Source organism: Tsuneonella sp. HG094 (assembly GCF_053819285.1).
In genome coordinates this window covers 2,585,735-2,607,548 of record NZ_JBSORA010000001.1, presented here as the reverse complement: position 1 = coordinate 2,607,548, position 21,814 = coordinate 2,585,735, and the positions used below count along the sequence as shown (strand labels likewise).

Below are 21,814 nucleotides of genomic sequence, written 5' to 3'. Positions count from 1 at the left end.
CGCACCATTAGCACGGTTCGCTGAACCGCGTCAGAACTCGGTGATCTCGACCTCGAGCTTGCGGAAGCCGTGGACGAAGTTCGCCCGCACCCGCTCGACGTCGCCCGCGACATGCACCCGCATCCGCCGCGCGTGCATCTCCTCGAGCAGGACCTTGAGCTGCAGCTCGGCCAGGCGCGCGCCGACGCAGCGGTGGATGCCATAGCCGAATGCGACATGGCGCCGCGCATTCTCTCGCGTGATGTCGAGCTTGTCCGGGTTCTCGAACACCGTCTCGTCGCGGTTGCCCGAAATGTACCACAGCAGCAGCTTCTCGCCCGCCCTGATCGTCTGCCCGAACAGTTCGCTGTCCTCGCTCGCCGTACGGCGCATGTGCGCCAGCGGGGTCTGGTAGCGGATGCATTCCTGCACCGCGTTGGGGATCAGCGAAGGGTCTTCCTCGAACAGTTTGCGCTGGTCGGGAAACTTGTCGAACGCGTGGACGATGCCGCTCATCGTGTTGCGCGTGGTATCGTTGCCGCCGACGATGAGGAGGATGAGGTTGCCCATGTATTCCTCGGGGCTCATCTGGTTCATCGCGGGGGAGTGGATCATCATCGAGATGAGATCGGGCGTCGGTTCCTTCTGCGCCCGCTCCATCCACAACTGGGTGAAATAGGCGCCCATCTCGCGGATGATGCCGAGCCGCCGGTCGTCGAGCTGGCGGATCAGGCCGATCTCGGTATCGCCCGCCCAGTCGGACCAGAAAGTCAGCAGCCGGCGGTCCTGCCACGGGAAGTCGAACAGCAGCGCGAGCATTCCGGTGGTGAGTTCGATCGAAACGGTATCGACCCAGTCGAACACCTCGCGCCGGGGCAGGGTGTCGAGCAGCTCGCCGGTCCGCGCGCGGATCTCGCCTTCCATGTCGGCCATGTTCGAGGGAGTGAACTTGGGCGCGACGGTGCGCCGCTGGCCGGTGTGCTTGGGCCGGTCCATCGCGATGAACATCGGCAGCTCGAACCGGTCGCGACCGAGCTCGGCCAACTGCTCGTCGGTCAGCCGGTCGAGGATCGTGATGCCCCCGGCCGAGGAATAGAGCTCGGGCAGCGCCTCGACGTGCTGGATCGCACGGTGGCTGACCACGTTCCAGTGCGGGCCGAACGGGCTGTGCTCGACCTTGTGGACGTCGCCCTTGGCGCGCAGGTCGCGGAAGATCGGCTGCCAGCGGTCCTCGACGTAGATGTCCGACCGGCTGACGTCGCCCGCCTCGCTATGCTGCGGGATCGCCTGCGGATTGTCGCGCAGCGCCTGTTCGAGCGCATCGGCCGCACGCGGGGAAGTGGTCCACGTCGGCGGCGCGGCAAGCTGGGTTGCCATCGGGGTCTCTCCTGCTCAGGGCGACTCCGCTCCGGGCCACCTCTCGTCCGGGCGCTATCCTGCGCCTGCTTACTGCAGTGTCAATAGCAGTTGCGATTCGGGACCGATCAGGTCGGCGCGATTTTGCGCCGAAACAGCCCCCGCTTGCCCTCTGGAGACGGTCCCGACTTCATCACGCGGCGGCGGAACAGGCGCGCTCCGAAGCGGACGAACACGATCACCCAGAGCACTTGCCACGCGATTGCGAGAGCATGCGGCCAGAGCGCCGACAGCTGCGCCGCCCGGCTCACCATCGCGTAGGGACTGCTGAAGGGGAAGGCGATCGCGAACATCTCTGCGGGCGACCCGATGTCGCTGGTCGAATAGGTCGCGAGGAAGAACACCGCGAGCTGCAGCATCGTCGCCGGCATCGACAGCGTCTGCACGTCGCGCACAGTGGGCGCCATCGCACCGATGGTGAGGAATACCGACCCGATGAGCAGGTACGCCATCGCGAAATAGACGAGGAACAGCGGGAGGAAGAGTGCCCAGCCCACCGCCGGCGTCGGCAGCGACTGAACTTCTAGAAGGCCGGCGGCAATCGCCACGCCGGCGAGGCCGCCCCAGACGGCGATCCCGACGTAACTGACGGCCAGCATGGCGAACAGCTTGCCGAGGAAAACGGCGTCCATCGGTATCGCCGCGGCGAGGACTTCGATGATCTTGTTCGCCTTCTCCTCGACGAGGTTCGACATCACCATGCCCGCGAGCAGCATCGTCAGCAGGAACAACAGCGTCAGTGCCGCGGTCGCGGTACCGGCGAGCGCACTCTTGCGACTGGCTCCGCTGGTCGCGGTCGGTTCGAGGGCGACCTCGGGATAGGTCGCCTCGGCCCCCTTGGCATTGGCGATCAGGAGCGATGCTTCGCCCTCCCACCGCTCGATGCGCTCCTTGGTCCCGATCAGGCGCGGTGCGTCGAGCGTTCCCGTCAGGATCGCGCCGTAGTTGTTGCCTTGCTGCTGCAAAAGCGTGCCCGGATCGTCGGTCGGTCGTTCGATCCGGGCGATCTTTGGCAGGTCGACCAGCGGGGCTAGCCGGTCGCGCGCGTGGACGATCGCCATCGAGTTGCCGAGGCTCATCGCCACGGCCAGCACCGGCGGCTCCGAATTCTCGGCGGCCTTGCGTCCGACCGAAGCGGCGCCGACGCTGATGAGGCCGAAGAACACCGGGCCGAGCAGGAAGAACAGGAACGCCTTCGACAGCAGGATCGCGAGGAAATCGCGCCGGGCGACCACCAGCGCGGCTTGAAGCAGCGAGAGGCGGGCCGCCGCCGTATCGTTCGGTGCGGTGTTCATCGGACCTGCTCCACCGGGCTCTCTTCTTCCAGCGCGCGCGCCGCGGCTTCGCCGGCAATGTGGACGAACGCATCGTGGAGGCCCGCGCGCTCGATCGACAGCGAAAGGATCCCCGCATTGCCTTCGATCAGCGCACGCAACAGCGGCTCGATTCCGCTCTCGGGCAGCGAGAACAGCCAGTAATTCCCCTCGTGCCGGGCATCGGCGGGTAGCGCCGCGCGCCAGGGGCCGCCGACGGAGGCGGTTTCCAGCCGGACCTGCGCCGGGATCCGGTCGCGCGCCGCATCGACGCTGCCGGCATAGGGCACCTTGCCCCCGGCGATGATCGCGACGCCTTCGCACAGCCGTTCGGCGTGAGCGATGACGTGGGTCGAGAAGATCACCGTCGTCCCGTCCGCCGCGAGGCCGCGAATCATCTTTTCGAGCTTGCCCTGGTTCAACGCATCGAGTCCGCTGAACGGCTCGTCGAGCACCACCAGCCGGGGCCGGTGGACCAGCGTACCGAGAAGCTGGACCGTCTGCGCCATGCCCTTGGAAAGCTGGCGGATCGTGCGGTCGGCGGCGTGGCCGAGTCCGTGCTCCTCGAGCAATTCGCGGCCCCGCCGCTTAGCCTCGCCCAGCGGCATACCGCGCAGCGCGCCGAGAAAGCCGATTGCCTCGTACGCCTTCATCGACGGATAGAGCCCGCGTTCCTCGGGCAGGTAGCCGATCAGGCGGGCGATATCGTGCGGCCGGTCGTGGCCGAAGATGCGCCGTACGCCCTCGTCCGGATCGATGATGCCGAGCAGCATCCGCAAGGTCGTCGTCTTGCCCGCGCCGTTGGGGCCGAGCACACCGTAGATCGCGCCCTGCGGCACCGACAGGTCGACACCGTCGACAGCCACGGTCGAATCGAACCGTTTGACGAGGCCCCTTGCCTCGATTGCAAGGGGCGCCTCGACGGCCAGAGTCCCATCACGGACGGTCGGCCGGTCGTTGCTCACGGAGCCGTCTGCGCTTAGCGGTGCATGCATGGTCACGGGTTAACCGTGGCACGTGAACGGGAGCAACCCCAAGATTGGTTAACGTCGTCGAAGCCGATGACCTTCGCACGCGCCTGTTCGGGCGGGCGCGCGAGGAAGGTTTCGTCGCGGTGGGTATCGCTCCCGCCGCAAACGACCCGGTTGCGGCTGCTCGGCTGGCGACCTGGCTGGCCGAGGGCGCGCACGGGACGATGGAGTGGATGGCCGCGCGGGCTGCCGAACGGTCGGGGCCGCAAGGGCTGTGGCCCGCCGCGCGCAGCGTCATCGCGCTGGGAATGAGCTATGCGCCGGAAGGCGATCCGCTGGCGCTGGAGGGCGACGGCGAGCGGGCGCGCATTTCGGTCTACGCGCAGGGCCGCGATTATCACGACACCGTCAAGAAAGCGCTCAAGCGGCTGGCGCGCTGGCTGGTCGCCGAAGTGCCGGGCGCGGAGGTGAAGGTCTTCGTCGACACCGCGCCAGTGATGGAAAAGCCGCTGGGGCAGGCGGCGGGGCTCGGCTGGCAGGGCAAGCACACCAACCTCGTCAGCCGCGAACACGGCTCGTGGCTGTTCCTCGGCGCGATCTACACCACGATCGAGTTCGCGCCGGACGATCCGCACGACGATCGCTGCGGTTCGTGCGACGCATGCCAGCGCGCATGCCCGACCGACGCGTTCCCTGCGCCCTACCGGCTCGATGCGCGGCGCTGCATCTCGTACCTGACCATCGAGCACGCGGGCCCGATCCCGCACGAGTTCCGCAAGGCGATGGGCAACCGCATCTACGGCTGCGACGATTGCCTTGCCGTGTGCCCATGGAACAAGTTCGCCAATGCGGCCGCCGCCAACCGCGCGTTCCTGCCGCGCGCCGAACTGGTCGCGCCGCGCCTCGCCGAATTGCTCGCGCTCGACGATGCCGGGTTTCGCGCGTTGTTCTCGGGGAGCCCGATCAAGCGGATCGGGCGCAACCGTTTCGTCCGAAACTGTCTCATCGCGGCGGGAAACTCGGCAGATCGAGCGATTGATTCGCACGTCGCGGCGCTTGTCGACGATGCCGATCCGGCCGTGGCCGAGGCCGCTGAATGGGCCTTGGGAGAGCTTAGATCAGTTCCTTGAGCGGCCGCTCGGGGTCGGCCAGCGCCTCGGGTTCGGGCGCGGCGCGCGCCTCGACCAGCTTGCGGCCCTGCACATAGTCCCTGGTCATGTTGACGCAGTCGAGCGCGATCACGCGGCCTTCCTTGAGGTAGATGACCGAGAACTTCGCTTCGCCCGGATCGCCCCGCACCACGGTGGCATCGTGCCCGATCGAGAGGCCCGCGGTCTGCAGGCGCAAGTCGAACTGGTTCGACCAGAACCACGGGAAGGCGCGATACGGCTCTTCGGTGCCCATGATGTGCTTGGCGACGGTGGTCGCCATGTCGTTGGCGTTCTGCACCGATTCGACCCGGATGACCGATCCCTCGGCCCAAGCGCTCGCGTGCGCCGCGCAATCGCCGATGGCATAGATTTCGGGCAGCGAGGTACGGCAGAATTCGTCGACGTCGACGCCGTTCGCGCCCGCTGCCCCGGCGAGCAGCAGCGGACCTGCCGCCGGCACGATGCCGATGCCCACGACCACGAGGTCGCATTCGATTGCCTCGCCGTCCTCGAGCACGACCCGGCGGACCCAGCCGTTCTCGCCTTCGAGCTTGTCGACCTTGGCTTCGAGCCGGATGTCGACACCGTGGTCGCGGTGGTAGTTCTGGTAGAAGTCGCTCAGCGCTTCGCCGGCGACTCGCGCCAGCACGCGCGGCAATGCCTCGAGCAGGGTGACCTTGCAGCCGAGCTTGGTGAGAACGGCCGCCGCCTCGAGACCGATGTACCCGCCGCCGATCACGAGCGCGCGCTTCGCTCCGTTGTCGAGCTCGGCCATGATCCGGTCGGCATCGGCCTTGTCGCGCACGGTGTGTACGCCCGACAGGTCGGAGCCGGAGCACGAGATGCGCCGCGGATCGCCGCCGGCTGCCCAGATCAGCTTGCCGTAGCCGACTTCGCTTCCGTCGGAGAGCTTGAGCGACTGCGCCTGCGGATCGACCGTGGTGACCGCCGCGCCAAGGCGCAGGGTGACATTGCGTTCGTCCCAGAACGCCGTCGGACGGATCAGGATGCGTTCGAACGGTTTGTCGCGCGCGAGGTATTCCTTCGACAGCGGCGGCCGTTCGTACGGCGGTTCGCTGTCGCGGCCGATCATCAGGATCGACCCTTCGAAGCCCTGCTGGCGCAGCGCAATGGCGGCCTGCGCCCCCGCGTGCCCCGCACCCACGATCACGATATCTGCCCGGTCCATTTGCGGCGATTTGCCGCAAATGGTCCCCTCGTCAAGCTACCGCTTATCGACCGAGGAGGTTGCGGGCCTGGCTGGCGATCTGCGCGAGCATCGCCGGGGCGACCGGATTCTGCCCCTGCGCGCGTGCGATCACGCCGCGAAACTGGCGGATCGCCGCTTCGTGATCGGCCGCCCAAGCAGACACGGTCGCGACCGGATTCTCCTTCGCGCCCTTGCGCCGCGACAGCCGCCGCAGGAAGTCGAGCCGCATCTGCTGGAAATCGCGGCTGAGCCCGGCCACGAGCAATCGCTCCCACACGTCCGACGGATTCATCATCGCCGCGGTGCTCTGCGCCCAGTCGAGGCCAAGGCGATTGCCGAGGTCGGTGAACGCCTTCGTCAGTGCGCGCGCGCCGATGTCCGCATCGCGGGACAGCGCCGCGAGGCCGATCGACCCGTCGATGTCGTACAGGTGCGCGACTTTCGCGGCGAGCTTCTCGGGCGCGCCGAGGCGCACGAATTCCTCGATCAGACGCTCTGATTGACCGCGCGAGGCGGGCGCGAGCAGCTCGCCGGTCGAGCCCGACAGCTCGGTCACGCGCTTTTCGAGGCGCGCGATCATCTCGCTCGGCATCGTCGTGCTGGCACCCGCACGGATAAGGTCGGCCATCTGGCTGCGCAGCGCCCCGGCGGTGTGCCGGAACAGGTAGATGCGCGCGTCTTCCGGCATCTTCGCCGTCTCGAGCTGTTCCCACAGCGCGTCGGCGCCGAACAGGCGTGCGGCCGAAACGAACGCGGCGCAAATGTCGGCGAGGCCGACGCCTTCTTCCTCGGACAGTTCGAATACGTGGACGAGGCCGAGCCGGTTGATCATCTTGTTCGCAAGCTGGGTCGCGATGATCGCGCGGCGGAGCTGGTGCCCTTCGATCTGGCGCTTCCAAGTCTTGCGCATCGGCGTCGGGAAATAGGCCAGCAGCAGGTCTTCGAGCACCGGGTCGTCGACCAGCGTCGATTTCTCCAGCGCATCCTGCAGCAGCAGCTTGGCCGACGAGAGCAGCACGGCCAGTTCGGGCCGCGTCAAGCCGCTGCCGTCCTTCGCGCGGCGGACGAACACGTCGCTCGCCGCCAGCCCCTCGGTCCGGCGGTCGAGCGCGCCGCGCTCTTCCAGTGCCTCGATCAGGTGGACCTGCGCCGCGACAGCCGGAGCGCCGCCCGCCTGCGCGATCGACAGCGCGAGCGCCTGCAGCCGGTTGTTCTCCAGCACCAGGTCGCCGACCTCGTCGGTCATCGAGGCGAGGAGCGTGTTGCGCTTGGCCTCGCTCAGCTTGCCCGCGCGGGTCGCGGCGGCGAGCGCGATCTTGATGTTGACCTCGTTGTCCGAGCAATTGACCCCGGCCGAGTTGTCGATGAAGTCGGTGTTGATGCGCCCGCCGTGTTGCGAGAACTCGATCCGCGCGGCCTGCGTCACGCCGAGGTTGGCGCCTTCGCCGATGACCTTGGCGCGCAGCTCGATCGCGTCGATCCGCAGCGAATCGTTGGCCGGGTCGCCGACCTCCGCGGTCGCCTCGTGGCTGGCCTTCACGTAGGTGCCGATGCCGCCGAACCAGAACAGATCGACCGGCGCCTTGAGGATCGCTGAGATCAGCGCCTCGGGCTCCATCTCGCTCGCGTCGACGCCCAGCGCGGCCTGCACCGCCTTCGAAAGCGGGATACGCTTGAGTGAGCGGGCATAGACGCCGCCGCCCTTGCTGATCAGCGACTTGTCGTAATCGTCCCAGCTCGACCGCGGCAGCGCGAACATGCGCTTGCGCTCCTTCCAGCTTGCCGCCGGATCGGGATCGGGATCGAGGAAGATGTGCCGGTGGTCGAACGCGGCGACCAGCTTGATCGCCTTCGACAACAGCATCCCGTTGCCGAACACGTCACCCGACATGTCGCCGCAGCCGGCGACGCGCGTCGTGTCCGACTGCACGTCGATGCCCATTTCGAGGAAGTGCCGCTGGACCGAGACCCACGCGCCCTTGGCGGTGATGCCCATCGCCTTGTGGTCATAGCCGTTGGAGCCGCCGCTCGCGAAGGCATCGTCGAGCCAGAAATGCTCGCTCTCGGCGATCGCGTTGGCGACGTCGGAAAAGGTCGCGGTGCCCTTGTCGGCGGCGACCACGAAGTAGGGGTCCTCTCCGTCGCGGATGACGACGCTATCGGGGTGGACGACCTTGTCGTTCACGATGTTGTCGGTGATCGACAGCAGCGTACGGATGAAGACCTGATAGCTGGCCTTACCCTCGGCCCCCCAGCCTTCGCGGTCGCGCGACGGATCGGGCAGCTGCTTGGGATAGAAGCCGCCTTTCGCGCCGGTCGGCACGATGACCGCGTTCTTCACGCGCTGGGCCTTCATCAGGCCGAGGATCTCGGTGCGGAAATCGTCGCGCCGGTCGGACCAGCGCAGTCCGCCACGGGCGATCGGCCCGGCGCGCAGGTGGATGCCCTCGACCCGGCGCGAGTAGACGAAGATCTCGCGGTAGGGCACCGGCTTCGGGAGCCCCGGAACGAGCGCGGAATCGAGCTTGAACGCGAGCGCCTCGCGCGCCGCCGGGGCGAACGCGTTGGTGCGCAGGATCGCGCCGATGAGCGCGTGGTACTGCCGCAGCAGGCGGTCGTCGTTGATCGCCGCGACTTGGGACAGGCCCTTGCGGATCGCGTCCTCGTGGCGAGCGGCTTCGGCGTCGCGGTCGCCCGCGAAGGCGGGATCGTGCCGCGCGGCGAACAGCGCGATCAGCGAGCGGGTGACCTGCGGCGCGCGCTTCAGTGCATCGACCACCGTGTAGATGGTGAAGCCCATCCCGGCCTGGCGCAGGTAGCGGTAGAACGCCCGCAGCCAGTCGGCCTCACGCGAGGAGAGACCCGTACCGACCACGAGCCGGTTGAACGGATCGTCTTCCGCCGCGCCGTTGAGCACGGCGGCGATGGCGTTTTCGATCGTCTCGGCCCGCTCGGCGATCGCGGCGGCCTGCTCGCCCTCGGCCAGTTGCAGGGTAAAATCGTGGATCGTGCCCTGGCGGGCCTGACCGTCTTCGCCCGCGCCGAGCGCGGTGGGCACTTCCTCGAGGACGCGGAAGCCGAAGTTCTCGAGCGCGGGCACCGCGTCGGACAGCGCGAGCGCGCCCGCGTGCTGATAGACCTTGAGCCGCATCCGGCCTTCGGCGTCATCGGGGTGGCGATAAAGCCGTGCGTCGCGCTGGGGCAGCACCCCGGCGGTTTCCGCATCGACCGCGCTCAGCCGGCGAAGGCGGCGGATGTCCTGTGCTGCTTCGGCCGCCCCATAGCTGGTGCGGTAGGCGGTCGGGAATCCCTCGGCAAAGCGCGCTGCCAGAGCCGCGGCGCGCGAGGATTCTTCGCCGGTCGCGACGAGTTCGCCCTCGACCGCCTCGCCCCAGCCGCGCAGCAGTGCCTGGATCGCGGCCTCGATCGCGTCGGCATCGGGCGACCCGGTGCTTTCACGGTAGTCCAGTACGTAGCGCAGCAGCGCGAGGTTGCCGCCCTCGACCTGCAGGCTCCAGTCGAGCGCCTTGGCGCCCGCGCCTTCCTCGAGCAGGTCCTCGATACGGCCCCGCACCTGTGTCGACAGCATGTCGCGCGGCATCCACACGAACGCGAACAGGTGGCGGCTGAGGGGAGCCTCGACGAGCACCAGCCGCGGCCGGGGCCGGTCGACGAGGCTCATCATGGTGGTCGCGACGCGCTCTATGTCGGCGTCCGAGAAGCCGATCACGAGATCGTGCGGCAGCGCGGTCAGCGCGTGGACCAGTGCCTTGCCGGCGTGTCCCTGCGGGTCGAAACCGAACTTGGCGTTGAGATCGGCGAGCTGGGTGCGAAGACGCGGAACTTGCGCAGGCGGGGTGGCGAGCGAGGCGCTCGTCCACACGCCCGCGTGAATCGACAGCGCGGCGACTTTCCCGTCCTCGAACAGCGGCACGATGAACAGGTCGAGCGGCACCCGGCGGTGGACGTTCGACAGGCGGTTCGCCTTGATGATCAGCGGCGTGCGACCACCACCGAGCTTGGGATCGTCGAACCACGCGAATGCGCGGTCGTAACTGACGTCGGCGAGAATCGCCTTGGCGCTCTTGCGGCAGATGCCGAGCACGTTGGTGTGGCTGCCGTCACGGCGGCGGGTGAGGTGGCCGAGCTGGGTCAGCATCCCGCCTTCAAGCCAGCGGAGCAGAGCAGCGCCCTCGCCGTCGGTCAGCCGGGCCGCATCCTCGAGCATAGTCTCGCGCATCTTCGGCCAGTCGGCGACCGCCGCGCGTACGTCGGTCAACGTCGTGGTAAGATCGCGCTCCAACTCGCGGCGCTGGCGCGCGTCGGTGCGCGGCGTCTCGACGTAGATCATCGATTCGCGCGCTTCACCCGCAGCCGCTCCGCTGGGGAGTTCGACCAGCTTGCCCTTGGCATCGCGCCGGACGGCCACGACCGGGTGCAGCAGGCGGTCGATCGACAACCCGTGCGCGGCCACCGTCGCCGCCACCGAATCGACGAGGAAGGGCATGTCGTCGTTGATCACCGCGATGCGCATGAAGCGCCGTTCTTCGCTGGCCGAGGCGATGACGATCGAAGGCTCGCACTCCTCGCGCGTCGCGGCGGCTTCGCCGACGAACGCTGCAGCGTCGGCGAGCAGGCGGGAGTCGAAGCCGGCGTCTCCGGGCAGCAGCGACTCGGCCATGCAGGCAGCGAGGCCCTTCGTGAGGCCCGCGGCGAGGGAAGGGGATCCGGCCTGGCGGCGCGGGGTTCGGGCTTTCGAATCAGCGGCTTTGGCGGCCATCCTGCGTGCTCCGTCAGCCCGTCGGGAGGTGCGGGCTGTTATTATATTGTTGCCGCAACTCGCAGCAATCTGGCGCGCGTTACGCCCTTGCGCGGAGGGCTGCAACCCGGAAAGCCGCCCGCATGCTAGGACTACGCGCGAGCGGCGCGGATTATCCGGCGAGCGCTTCCATCGTCAGTTCGAGCGAACGTTCGCGCACCGCCGGATCGAAGGTGGCGCCTGATACGATGATCTCGTCGGCCTGCGTTCGCTCGACGAAGCGGCCGATCGCCTCGCGCACGGTCGTGGGCGAGCCGACCGCGCTCGCTTGCCCGATGTGCGCGAGGAGACCCTGCGCGGCCACCGGCAGCGTTTCGCGATAATTCGGGATCGGCGGGGGCAGGCGGCCCGGCTCGCCGGTGCGCAGCCGTACGAAACTCTGCTGCTGGCTCGATGCGATCAGCTCGGCCTCGGCATCCGTCTCGGCGGTGAACACCGTCATCGCCGCCATCGCGCGGGGCTTTTCGAGCCAGGGCGAGGGTTGGAAGCGCTCGCGATAAAGCGCCAGCGCAGCGTCGAGGTGGTCGGGCGCGAAGTGCGAAGCGAATGCGTAGGGTATTCCAAGCTGCGCGGCGAGGTCGGCACCGAACAGGCTCGAGCCGAGCATCCACATCTCGACATGCGCGCCGCGCCCCGGCGTCGCATGGATCGGCAGCTGCGGGTCGCCCGCAAGAAGCGCGCGCAGCTCGACCACGTCCTGCGGGAAGAACTCGGCGGCCTGGTGCAGGTTCTTGCGCAGCGCGCGCTGCAGCTCGGGACCCGCACCCGGTGCGCGGCCGAGCCCGAGGTCGATCCGCCCCGGAAACAGCGCGTCGAGCGTGCCGAACTGCTCGGCGATCACGAACGGGTTATGGTTGGGCAGCATGATCCCGCCCGACCCGATGCGGATGGTCGAGGTGGCGTTGCCGACGTGGGCCAGCACGACCGCCGTGGCGGCGCCGCCGATGCCTTCCATCGTGTGATGCTCGGCGACCCAGAAGCGGGCGTAGCCCTGCGCTTCTGCGACCTGCGCGAGCCGCGCGGTGGCGGCGTAGGCCTCGGGCAGCGAACCGCCCTCACGGATCGGGACGAGGTCGAGGACCGAAAGCGGGATCATTCGCTTACCTGCGCGAGGTAAGCCTTGGCGGGTGCGGCATAAGGACCGTCGGCATCCGCCGCGATGACCGATTCGAACGACTTGCGTGCTGCCTCGTTGCGCCCGCCGAGCGCGGCGATCACGCCGGCCTCGAGCCCGATCGCCGGGTCGCGCGGATCGAGCTCGACTGCCTTCTCGATCTGCGCCTGCGCCGCGACGAGATCGTCCTGTCGCCGCGACAGCGTGGCCGAGAGCAACCAGGCGTGCGGCTCGTCCGGCGCCATCGCGCGCGCTTCGGCGAGCGCCGCCGAGGCCTCGGCGAGCTTGCCGAGCGATACCAGCGCGGTGGCCCGGTCGAGGTCGATCGCACCGGTCAGCTCCGTTTCGCCCGCCGCTTCGGCGCGCGCCGGATCGAGCACGGCGAGGGCCTCGTCCGGCTTGCCTTGGGCGAGCAGCGCGCTGCCCGCCAGCGCGCCCATCCGCGCACGGAAGCGGGTGTCGGTGGTCTCCTCGCGGGCGGCGGTGAACGCGGTCGCGGCGGTTTCCCAGTCGCCGAGATAGCCCGCAGCGACGCCGAGGCAATGGCGCCCGGTGGCGCGCTGGGTTCCGCTCGTGCGCGACACCCATTCCTCCGCCATCTTGAGCGCCTTGGCGGCGTCGGTGCGCGCGGTCTGCAGGCACTGGTCGATCGCCGGGCGGCTGTTGGCCCGGTCGATCAGCGGCGCGGTGCGAACGCCCTCTCGCGGCGGGCGGTTCTGCAGTTCCGGCGGTACCGCGGTGATCGGCGAGGTCGTCGGCGCGGGGCCGACCTGCATCAGCGCGAGCGGAAGGAGAAAGGGGAGCATGGTCACGTCCTAGAGCGCGGCAATCGTGCGCAGGAGCAGGGCGATGTCCTGCTCGCGGCTCAGCCGGTGGTTGCCGTCCTTGACCAGCGTCAGGTGAACGTCGGTCGAACGCAGTCCGGCGGCAAGCCGCTGCGAGATTTCCCACGGCACGTCCGCATCCTGCATCCCGTGAATCAGCCGGACCGGACAGTCGAGCGCGATTGCGCCATCGAGGCGGCGGCTCGCCTGTCCGTCGCGCCAGAAGCCTGGATGGGTCGGGGTCGGCTCGGGACCGTAGGGGTTGTCCTCCAGAACCTTCTCCCCCGCCGACAGCGTTCCCTTTTGCGCCTCGTCGTAGCCCCACTCGGTAAAGTCCGGGGCAGCGGCGATGCCGACGAGGCCGTGAAGCCGGTCGCCGAGCGCCTCGGCAACCAGCAGCATGAGCCATCCGCCCATCGACGACCCGGCCACGATGACCGGTCCGTTCAATTCCGCCTCGACCAGTTCGACCACCTCGCCGCACCAGCGCGACAGCGTACCGTCGGCGAAATCGCCCGATGAATCGCCGCAGCCCGAATAGTCGAGAAGCAGGCATTCGCGCCCCGCACCGTGCGCCCAATCCATCACAGCGGTCGCCTTGCCGCCCGCCATGTCGGACATGTAGCCGGGGAGGAAGACGATCGCCGGCCCGTCTCCCGCGAGATGCCGGAAGGCGATCCGGCGCCCGTCAGGCAGAGCGTGGAAACGGATGGCTGGTTCCATGCCAGGGCAAGTCGGGGCTCAAGCTCCGGGAATCAACCTTCAATCGCGAAGGAAGATGTCCTCGATGGGAATCGCGAAGACGTCCGCGATCCGAAACGCGAGCGGCAGCGAGGGGTCGTACCGACCGGTCTCTATCGCATTGACGCTCTGGCGGCTGACGCCGAGGCGGTCGGCCAGGTCCTGCTGGCTCCAGCCACGCTCGCCGCGCAGGGCCTTGAGGCGGTTCTTCACGAGCGAAACCGGACGATCGGCGCGGCGATACCGAACAGGGCCAGCCAGATGACGCCGATCCACTGCGGGCCGCTGTCGACGACATCGAACACGGCAAGGAACTGCCACAGCGTCGTGATGGCGAGCATCGCGCCCGTCGCTAGCAGGACCTGCTTGATGAGGAGGTGGCGCTGGTACTCGTCGTCGCATTCGGCGATCAGTCGGAAGATCGCCCAGAACACGCCGCAGATCATTCCGGCGGTCAGGAGCGCGACGGCGATGCGCGCCAGGTCCGGCGCCCCGTCCCGCACCATCAGCAGCCCGCCGACGAGTGCGCCGATATACCCGGCCATGAAGCCCGTGAGGCGAAAGAAATAGCGGCGTATGTAAGCAGGGGCGGTCATGGCGGAAAACCTCGAACAGATGACAAGCTCGCTTTACATTAGGATGGATCTGAGTCAAGCGACCTTTACATTTGGATGGTGCCCTTGCTGACCGCAAACCGTCATGCGATGCGGGCACTGGTCCTGCGACCGAAAGGGGAGAGACGATGCCCACCCGCCAACCGCCCGCCGCCGTGCCGATGCCCGCACTCGACCGGCGCAGCTTGCTGCGGGGTGGCCTGCTCGGCGCGGGGCTGGTCGGTGCGGCGCCTTTGGTGGCGCAGATCGGCGGGGGTTTCACCCATGCGGTCGCGAGCGGAGAGCCGGCGGCGAAATCGGTGCTGCTGTGGACCCGTTACGTCGGTTCGCACCCCACACGGCTGCGGTTCGAGGTGTCGGAAAGCGCGGAGTTCACGAAAATCGCCAGCGGCGGTTCGGTGACCGCAATGCCCGCCAACGACTGGTGCGCCAAGGCGACTGCCAGGGGCCTCGCGCCCGGCCGATGGTATCACTACCGCTTCGTCGCGCCCGACGGCAGCTTCTCTCCGGTCGGCCGCACGAAGACCTTGCCCGAAGGGTCGACCGACCGCTTCCGCATGGCAGTGTTCAGCTGCTCGAACCTCGGCTTCGGGTACTTCAACGGCTACGCCCACGCCGCGCAGGCCGACGAGTTCGACCTCGCCGTGCATCTCGGCGATTACCTCTACGAATATGCGGCGGGGATCTATCCGAGCGCCGCGCAGACCGTTTCGGGACGGCAGATCGAGCCGCCGAGCGAACTCGTGCACTTGGCCGAATACCGCCGCCGCTATGCCAGCTACCGCCTCGATCCTGACCTGATGCGGCTGCACCAGCTCTACCCGATGGTCGCGGTGTTCGACGATCACGAGACTGCCAACGATGCATGGAAGGGCGGGGCGGAGAACCATTCGTCCGAGAGCGAGGGGTCGTGGTCGGCACGAACGAAGGCGGCGATCAAGGCGCGCAGCGAGTGGCTGCCGGTCTCCGACAAGCCGTGGGCGCGCTACGACGTCGGCGACCTCGCCACGCTGTTTCGGATCGAGACCCGGATTACCGCGCGCGACAAGCCGATCGACGTGAACGGCGCGGTCGCCGGCGTGCCGCCCGAGCGGCTCGACGCCGCGCTCGCCGCACTGCGCGACGGAGCCTGGGCCGACCCGAAACGCACGCTGATGGGCGGGGCGCAGGAGCAATGGCTCGCCTCGGGCCTCGCTTCCTCGGTGCGCAGCGGTCGCAGGTGGCAGGTGCTCGTGCAGCAGGTGATCATGGGCGGCTTCTCGACCCCGCCCGACCTGCTCGAGCGGATCGGGACCGATGTACCCGCGGCGGTCCGGCGGCGACTGACCGCCGCAGCCATGACCTCGCGCGCAGGACTGCCGGTCAACATGGACGCGTGGGACGGCTACCCGGCGGCGCGCAAGCGACTGTTTGCGGCCGCGCGCTCGGCCGACGCCAACCTCGTCACGCTGACGGGCGATTCGCACAATGCTTGGGCGTTCGACCTCGCGCACGAAGGCGAGGGCGTGGGGGTCGAGTTCGCCGGACAGTCGGTCACGTCACCGGGTTTCGAATCGAGCCTTGGCATGATCCGCCCCGCCGACCTCGCCGCATCGCTGGTCGGTCATAACAAGGGCATGAAATGGGCCGATACAGCGCGGCGGGGATACATGGCCGTCGAGCTGACGCCCGCGCAGGCTGCGTGCGAATGGCGCTTCAGCGACCCCGTCCGCGCCCGCTCGGCGACCCTCGCCGGGACCCACCGGATGGTCGCGGCCTACGGCGCGCGGCGCTTCACGGCTTGAATCCCGGCCAAGGGTTGAGCCGTTAACGCCTCGTCGCTATGTGAGCGGCCATGGCGCACCGTATCGCAGCTACGACGACTACCACCACCCCGGTCACCCGGGGGCGGCCAGCGTCTGCCAGCTTCGTGCGCTAGCAAGACCTGCCGCCGCCCGGTTGCGGGCGGACCGGCGTCTTCCTCCCGCAACCGCTTCACCCAACTGACGCTTCCGGCGCGCGGCCCTTTCTGCCATGGGCGCGGCAAACGACGGTACGAGGACGATGAGCGAGTTTCTGAAGATCAGCCTGCCCGATGGATCGGTGCGCGAAGTGCCCGCGGGCAGTACCCCGGCGGATATTGCCGCGGCGATCGGTCCGGGCCTTGCCAAGGCTGCGCTCGCGGCGCGCGTGGATCATGGTTCGGGGGCAGAGTTGCGCGACCTCAATCGCGCGTTCGAGGGCGACGCCCAGCTCGCGCTCGTAACCAGCCGCGACGAGGCCGACGCGCTCGAACTCGCCCGGCACGACTTTGCCCACGTTCTTGCCGAAGCGGTGCAGGCGCTGTGGCCCGGCACGCAGATCACCTTCGGCCCGGCAACCGACGACGGGTTCTATTACGACGTCATGGCGCCTGCGAACCGCACGCCGTTCTCGATCGACGACCTTCCGGCGATCGAGGACAAGATGCGCGAGATCATCCGCGCCGACAAACCGCTCACGCGCGAGGTCTGGAGTCGCCAGCAACTGATCAACAAGTGGCAGGCCGACGGCGAGACGTTCAAGGCCGAATGGGCGGCCGAGCTTCCCGAAGGCGAGGAACTGACGGTCTATCGCTCGGGTGACGATTGGCTCGACATGTGTCGCGGTCCGCACCTCCCCTCGACCGGCAAGCTCGACCCCGCTGCCTTCAAGCTGACGCGCGTCGCGGGCGCCTATTGGCGCGGCGACCAGAAGAACGCGCAGCTCACGCGGATCTACGGCACCGGCTGGCTCAACAAAAAGCAGCTCGACGCGCACCTCCACCGGCTGGAGGAGGCCGCCAAGCGCGATCACCGCCGTCTGGGCCGCGAGATGAACCTGTTCCACCTGCAGGAAGAGGCGCACGGCAGCGTGTTCTGGCACCCGCAGGGCTACACGATCTACCGCATGCTGGAGGACTACATCCGCCGCGCGGTGCAGGGCGCCGACTGCCGCGAGGTGAAGACCCCGCAGGTGATGGACGCCCGCCAGTGGGAGAAGTCCGGTCACTGGGGCAAGTACCGCGAGAACATGTTCGTCATCCCCGACGAGGTGCCCAACACCGAGGACGAGGGACCGATCGTTTCCGACGACGCGCAGTGGATGGCGCTGAAGCCGATGAACTGCCCGGCGCACGTGCTAATCTTCAAGCAGGGCATCAAGAGCTACCGCGACCTGCCGCTGCGGCTGGTCGAGAACGGCTGCTGCCACCGCAACGAACCGCACGGTGCGCTCCACGGGCTGATGCGAGTGCGCCAGTTCACCCAGGACGACGGCCACATCTTCTGCCGCGAGGACCAGATCGTCGAGGAAGTGCGCAGCTTCTGCGAGCTTGCCGACAAGGTCTACAAGGACTTCGGCTTCACCTACGCGGTCAAACTCGCGCTGCGCCCCGACCAGCGGTTCGGCTCCGACGAGGACTGGGACAAGGCCGAAAGCGAGCTGCGCCAAGCGGTCATCGATGCCGGGCTCGCCACCGAGGAATACGGATGGGAGGAACTGCCGGGCGAGGGCGCGTTCTATGCGCCTAAGCTCGAATGGCACCTGACCGACGCGATCGGCCGGACCTGGCAGGTCGGGACGATCCAGTCCGACCGCGTGTTGCCCGAACGGCTCGACGCGAGCTACATCGGCGAGGACGGCGAGCGGCACCGCCCGGTCATGCTCCACCGCGCGATCTTCGGCTCGTACGAGCGGTTCATCGGTATCCTGATCGAACACTTCGCCGGCAAGCTGCCGACGTGGCTCGCGCCGACGCAGGCGGTGGTGGCGACGATCGTCTCCGACGCCGACGACTACGCGCATCACGTCGCCGCGAAGCTGGTGGCAGCGGGCATCCGCGTCGAGACCGACGTGCGCAACGAGAAGATCAACTACAAGGTCCGCGAGCACTCCCTCGCCAAGGTCCCGCACCTGCTGGTCGTCGGCAAGCGCGAGGCCGAGGAAGGCACCGTCGCCGTCCGCACGCTCGGCGCGGAGCATCAGAAGGTGATGTCGTTCGACGACGCGCTGGCGATGCTGGTGGGCGAGGCCACCGCGCCGGATCTCCTGCCGGGTTGATCCTCGGGCTCACCGTCGCGGCGATTGCGACCGGGCTGGCGGCGGCGCTGGTCGCGGGCTTCGTTCGCGGGCTCGCCGGGTTCGGGCTCGCGATACTGCTGGTGCCGGTGCTGGGCCTCGCGATCCCGCCCGCCGAGGCGGTGGTGGCGGGCAACTGGCTCGGCTTCATGATCAGCATGGTTTCGCTGCGCAAGCAGGTCGCCGAAACCGAGCGGTCGGCGTGGGTCATCGCCGGGGTGGCGCTTCTGGCGATCCCGCTCGGGGTGCTGGCGCTTTCGGCAGTGACACCGGAAGTCGCGCGGCTGCTTATCGCGCTCGTCGCGATCGGGGCGTTCGTTGCGGTCCTCTTGCCGCCCCGCCCGCACGAGCGGCCCGCGCGCGGCGAGACGGTGGCGACCGGCGTCGCCTCGGGCTTGCTCACCGGTTTTGCGGGGATGCCGGGGCCGCCGGTTGTGCCGTTCTATCTCCGTCGCCCGATCGCGCCTGCAACCGCGCGAGCATCGATGATGTCGGTGTTCCTCGTCACGCAGGGTGCGGGGGCGTTGAGCGCGCTGGCGCTGGGCGTTGCGACATGGCGCGAGTTCCTCGTTGCGCTCGGCCTCTATCCGGCGGTCTTCGTCGGCAACTGGGTGGGCGGCAAGGCGTTCGGCCGCATCGACCCGCGCGCATGGCGCTGGATTGCCGGCGCGGTGCTGGGCCTCGCGGCCGGCGGTGCGGCGCTGAAGCTGGTGAGCGCCTAGAAGGGAAGGAAGCGGCCGGCGAAGATCAGTGCCAGCGTCGATCCCGTCACCAGCGTAAAGCGCACCACCTCGAGGGCGGGCGACTCGCTGGTCAGGACATGGGCTACTGCTCGGGCCATGAAGGCGAAGCTGCGCCCGACTCCCTAATTCCGGGTTAATGCCTCTGATTCGAGCCGGGGCATCTGCTGGCTGGCGCAGTGAAACCCGCCGCCGCCCGCCAGCACCGCGTCTCCCGGCAGGCCGATCGTGGCGCGATCAGGGAACAGCGCGGCGATCGCCGCAACCCCGTCGGCATCGTGGACCGAGCCGAAGGTCGGCACGACCACAAGGTTCGTGGTGATCGCGAAATTGGCGTAGCTGGCCGGCTCGATGAAGTCCCCGCGGGTGACGAGGCCGGGCGAGGGGATCTCGATAACCTCGACCCCGAACGCCTCGGCGCGCGCCTTGGCATCGGCATAGATCGCGGCGTTGGGCTCCCCGGGACCGGTCGCCCGCGGCAGCGCGAGGCGATTGGCGCCCACAAACCGCGCAAGGTTGTCGACGTGCCCGTCGGTATGGTCGTTGAGCAGCCCGTCGCCGAGCCACAGCACGCGGTCGAAGCCCAGATCGCGCGCCAGCCGCGCCTCGATCTCGTCGCGCGAGAGGTGCGGGTTGCGGTTGGGGTTGAGCAGGCACTGCTCGGTCGTCGCGACGAGGCCGGTGCCGTCACCGTCGATCGCCCCGCCTTCGAGGATCCAGTCGGACTGGATGACGTCGAGACCGGCTTCGCCCGCGATCTCCGCGCCGATCTCCTGATCGCCCGCCATCAGGTACTTGCCGCCCCAGCCGTTGAAGCGGCAGCGCACCGCCACGCCGTCGCTCCGCACCAGCGGTCCGGTATCGCGCAGCCAGACGTCGCCGAAGGTCCGCCGCTCGAGCGCGACCGCGCTCGAGACCAGACTGCGCGCCCGCGCCTCGTTCGCTGCGTCGCGCACCAGCAGGCGCACCGCCTGCCCGCTGTCGGCAACGGCATTGGCGAACGCGGCGATCTGCTCCTGCGCGGCTGCAAGCACCTCGGGCCACTCGTCGGCATCGTGCGGGAAGCCGATCCATAGCCAGTCCTGCGGCGCCCATTCGGGCGGCATGATCGCGGTCATGGTGCGGGTGTCAGCAGCCGCCGTCGCCGGCACACGACTTGTCGCGCGCGCCGCGGAATTCATCGCCGTCGTTCCAGTTCGGCCAGCTCGTGCTCATCGCCATGCTGCGCCCGATCCGGTAGTAGAGCTGGAGCACCTGCATCGCGCCCGACCAGTTCCACGCCGGATCGTATTCGTCGGCCGGCTGGTGATAGATGTTCTCAGTCCAGTTCTTGGCGAACGCGGCGCCGGCCTCCTTGCCGCCCTGTTCGAGGTCCTCGCCGCCCTTGAGATACAGCATCGGCACCCCGACCTTGGCGAGGTTGAAGTGGTCCGAACGGTAGTAGAACCCCTTTTCGGGCGTGGGTTCGGGATCGAGCGTCAGCTTCTCGCCGGTTGTCGCAGCCTGGAGGAAGGCATCGAGCTGGCTCTTGGCCCCGCCGATCGCGACCACGTCCTTCGCGCGGCCCGCCATCGGCATGCCGTCGATGTTGATCCCGCCGACCGTCGCGGCGAGCGGGAAGACCGGGTTCGAGCCGTAGTATTCGCTGCCCAGCAGCCCCGATTCCTCGGCAGTGACGGCGAGGAACACCTGGCTGCGGCGGGCAGGCCCAGCCTTGGCATTGGCCTCGGCGAGCGCGACGAGCGCCGCGGTGCCGGTCGCGTTGTCGACCGCGCCGTTGCAGATGTCGTCCCCGCTCGCGTCGGGCTTGCACCGGCCCAGATGATCCCAGTGCGCGGTGTAAAGGACGTATTCGTCCCTGGCCTCGGAGCCTTCGAGCACGCCGATCACGTTCTGCGATTCGAAGGTGCGGATCGCGTTGCCGAACTTGGTCCCGACCTTGACCCCGAGCGGGACGGGCTTGAAGCCCTTGGCCTTCGCCGCCGCCGCCAGCTTGGCGAGGTCCTGCCCGCCCGCGGCGAGGATCTTCTCGGCGACAGGCTTCTGCACCCAGCCGTTCATCATCGTCTGGCTGGCACCCTTGTCGGCGCGCTGGGCGTAGACTTGCGGTCCCGACCACGAGCTTTCGACCACGTTCCAGCCATAGGCGGCGGGGAATGTGTCGTGGACGATGATTGCGCCCGCCGCGCCCTGCCGTGCGGCTTCCTCGTACTTGTAGGTCCAGCGGCCGTAATAGGTCATCGCCCGGCCGCCGAATTCGCCCGCGAGCCCCTCGGTCTCGTAATCGGGATCGTTGATCAGGATGACCGCGGTCTTCCCCTTCATGTCGAGCCCGGCGTAGTCGTTCCAGCCCTTCTCGGGTGCGACGATGCCGTAGCCGACGAACACCAGTTCGCTGTCCTTGAGGTCCACCTGCGCGTTCTCGCGGTAGGTCGCGCCGACCCAGTCGGACCCGTAGGTGAAGGACTGCGCCTTGCCGTCCTTTCCAGTCACCGTCAGCGGGCCGTAGTTCTGCCCGGTAATCTCGACCAGCGGCACGCGCTGGGTCCACGATCCGTTGTTGCCCGGCTTCAGGCCCGCCTTCTGGAACTGCTCGATGAGGTAGGCGATGGTTTTTTCCTCGCCCGGCGTTCCCGGTGCGCGGCCTTCGAACTCGTCGGAGGCGAGCCGCTCGGTGACGGCCTTGATCGTTGCTTCGGACAGCGTCCCCGGGGCGACCTCGGGCACATCGAGCGCGGCGCCAGATGCCTCGGCATCGCCGGTGGCGGTCATCGAACAGGCGGCGAGCGAGAGCGCGGCGGCGGCGCCGAGCAGGATGCGAACCTTCATGCGATAATTCCTCGTT

The 21,814-nt window shown here is 68.4% G+C and carries 17 protein-coding genes; 4 read left to right on the top strand and 13 right to left on the bottom strand.

What is annotated here, in order from left to right:
- Positions 1-30: 30 nt before the first annotated feature.
- The 3 genes from ACWPMX_RS12920 to ACWPMX_RS12910 form a co-directional block, all read right to left on the bottom strand.
- Positions 31-1,356, bottom strand: coding sequence for a cytochrome P450 (locus tag ACWPMX_RS12920; RefSeq protein ID WP_455700404.1), 1,326 nt, complete (start codon positions 1,354-1,356; stop codon positions 31-33).
- A 107-nt stretch (positions 1,357-1,463) separates the two neighbouring features.
- On the bottom strand, positions 1,464-2,690 hold the full coding sequence (locus ACWPMX_RS12915; protein WP_455700403.1) for an ABC transporter permease: 1,227 nt from the start codon (positions 2,688-2,690) through the stop codon (positions 1,464-1,466).
- On the bottom strand, positions 2,687-3,673 hold the full coding sequence (locus ACWPMX_RS12910) for an ABC transporter ATP-binding protein (protein WP_455700402.1): 987 nt from the start codon (positions 3,671-3,673) through the stop codon (positions 2,687-2,689). Before ACWPMX_RS12910 ends, ACWPMX_RS12915 begins: the two co-directional genes overlap by 4 nt.
- Positions 3,674-3,747: 74 nt before the next feature.
- Here ACWPMX_RS12910 and queG point away from each other — a divergent pair, with 74 nt between their 5' ends.
- Positions 3,748-4,809, top strand: a complete 1,062-nt coding sequence (gene queG, locus ACWPMX_RS12905) for a tRNA epoxyqueuosine(34) reductase QueG (RefSeq protein ID WP_455700401.1) — start codon at positions 3,748-3,750, stop codon at positions 4,807-4,809.
- Here queG and ACWPMX_RS12900 read toward each other — a convergent pair.
- The 7 genes from ACWPMX_RS12900 to ACWPMX_RS12870 form a co-directional block, all read right to left on the bottom strand.
- Positions 4,793-6,019, bottom strand: a complete 1,227-nt coding sequence (locus ACWPMX_RS12900) for an NAD(P)/FAD-dependent oxidoreductase (RefSeq protein WP_455700400.1) — start codon at positions 6,017-6,019, stop codon at positions 4,793-4,795. The genes queG and ACWPMX_RS12900 overlap by 17 nt on opposite strands.
- Positions 6,020-6,062: 43 nt before the next feature.
- The gene (locus tag ACWPMX_RS12895; protein WP_455700399.1) at positions 6,063-10,820 is read right to left on the bottom strand and encodes an NAD-glutamate dehydrogenase; all 4,758 of its coding nucleotides are present in this window, start codon (positions 10,818-10,820) and stop codon (positions 6,063-6,065) included.
- 151 nt (positions 10,821-10,971) lie between these two features.
- Positions 10,972-11,955: an LLM class flavin-dependent oxidoreductase gene (locus ACWPMX_RS12890; RefSeq protein WP_455700398.1), complete on the bottom strand. Its 984-nt coding sequence runs from the start codon at positions 11,953-11,955 to the stop codon at positions 10,972-10,974.
- Complete coding sequence (locus tag ACWPMX_RS12885) at positions 11,952-12,779, bottom strand: tetratricopeptide repeat protein (RefSeq protein ID WP_455700397.1); 828 nt, start codon at positions 12,777-12,779, stop codon at positions 11,952-11,954. The genes ACWPMX_RS12890 and ACWPMX_RS12885 overlap by 4 nt, the downstream gene beginning before the upstream one ends.
- A gap of 9 nt (positions 12,780-12,788) precedes the next feature.
- On the bottom strand, positions 12,789-13,520 hold the full coding sequence (locus tag ACWPMX_RS12880) for an alpha/beta fold hydrolase (protein ID WP_455700396.1): 732 nt from the start codon (positions 13,518-13,520) through the stop codon (positions 12,789-12,791).
- A gap of 39 nt (positions 13,521-13,559) precedes the next feature.
- A complete protein-coding gene (locus tag ACWPMX_RS12875; RefSeq protein ID WP_455700395.1) occupies positions 13,560-13,751 on the bottom strand; it encodes a helix-turn-helix transcriptional regulator in 192 nt (63 codons plus the stop codon).
- Complete coding sequence (locus ACWPMX_RS12870; RefSeq protein ID WP_455700394.1) at positions 13,748-14,134, bottom strand: hypothetical protein; 387 nt, start codon at positions 14,132-14,134, stop codon at positions 13,748-13,750. The genes ACWPMX_RS12875 and ACWPMX_RS12870 overlap by 4 nt, the downstream gene beginning before the upstream one ends.
- A 146-nt stretch (positions 14,135-14,280) precedes the next feature.
- On the opposite strand from ACWPMX_RS12870, the gene ACWPMX_RS12865 reads away from it, so the two are divergent.
- The 3 genes from ACWPMX_RS12865 to ACWPMX_RS12855 all read left to right on the top strand — a co-directional run bounded on the left by ACWPMX_RS12865 (position 14,281) and on the right by ACWPMX_RS12855 (position 18,951).
- Complete coding sequence (locus ACWPMX_RS12865) at positions 14,281-15,936, top strand: alkaline phosphatase D family protein (RefSeq protein ID WP_455700393.1); 1,656 nt, start codon at positions 14,281-14,283, stop codon at positions 15,934-15,936.
- 259 nt (positions 15,937-16,195) lie between these two features.
- Positions 16,196-18,211, top strand: coding sequence for a threonine--tRNA ligase (gene thrS, locus ACWPMX_RS12860; RefSeq protein ID WP_455700392.1), 2,016 nt, complete (start codon positions 16,196-16,198; stop codon positions 18,209-18,211).
- Positions 18,208-18,951, top strand: coding sequence for a sulfite exporter TauE/SafE family protein (locus ACWPMX_RS12855; RefSeq protein WP_455700391.1), 744 nt, complete (start codon positions 18,208-18,210; stop codon positions 18,949-18,951). The genes thrS and ACWPMX_RS12855 overlap by 4 nt, the downstream gene beginning before the upstream one ends.
- Here the strand turns inward: ACWPMX_RS12855 and ACWPMX_RS12850 are convergent.
- Genes ACWPMX_RS12850 through ACWPMX_RS12840 form a run of 3 tightly spaced genes read right to left on the bottom strand, consistent with a single transcriptional unit; the run spans position 18,948 to position 21,798 of the window.
- Positions 18,948-19,070: a hypothetical protein gene (locus tag ACWPMX_RS12850; RefSeq protein WP_455700390.1), complete on the bottom strand. Its 123-nt coding sequence runs from the start codon at positions 19,068-19,070 to the stop codon at positions 18,948-18,950. The two genes, ACWPMX_RS12855 and ACWPMX_RS12850, sit on opposite strands and share 4 nt — an antisense overlap.
- Before the next feature lie 24 nt (positions 19,071-19,094).
- Positions 19,095-20,087, bottom strand: coding sequence for an agmatine deiminase family protein (locus ACWPMX_RS12845; protein WP_455700389.1), 993 nt, complete (start codon positions 20,085-20,087; stop codon positions 19,095-19,097).
- Positions 20,088-20,097: 10 nt separating this feature from the next.
- Entirely contained in the window at positions 20,098-21,798 is a 1,701-nt protein-coding gene (locus ACWPMX_RS12840) for a M28 family metallopeptidase (protein ID WP_455700388.1), read from the bottom strand.
- Positions 21,799-21,814: the final 16 nt, after the last annotated feature.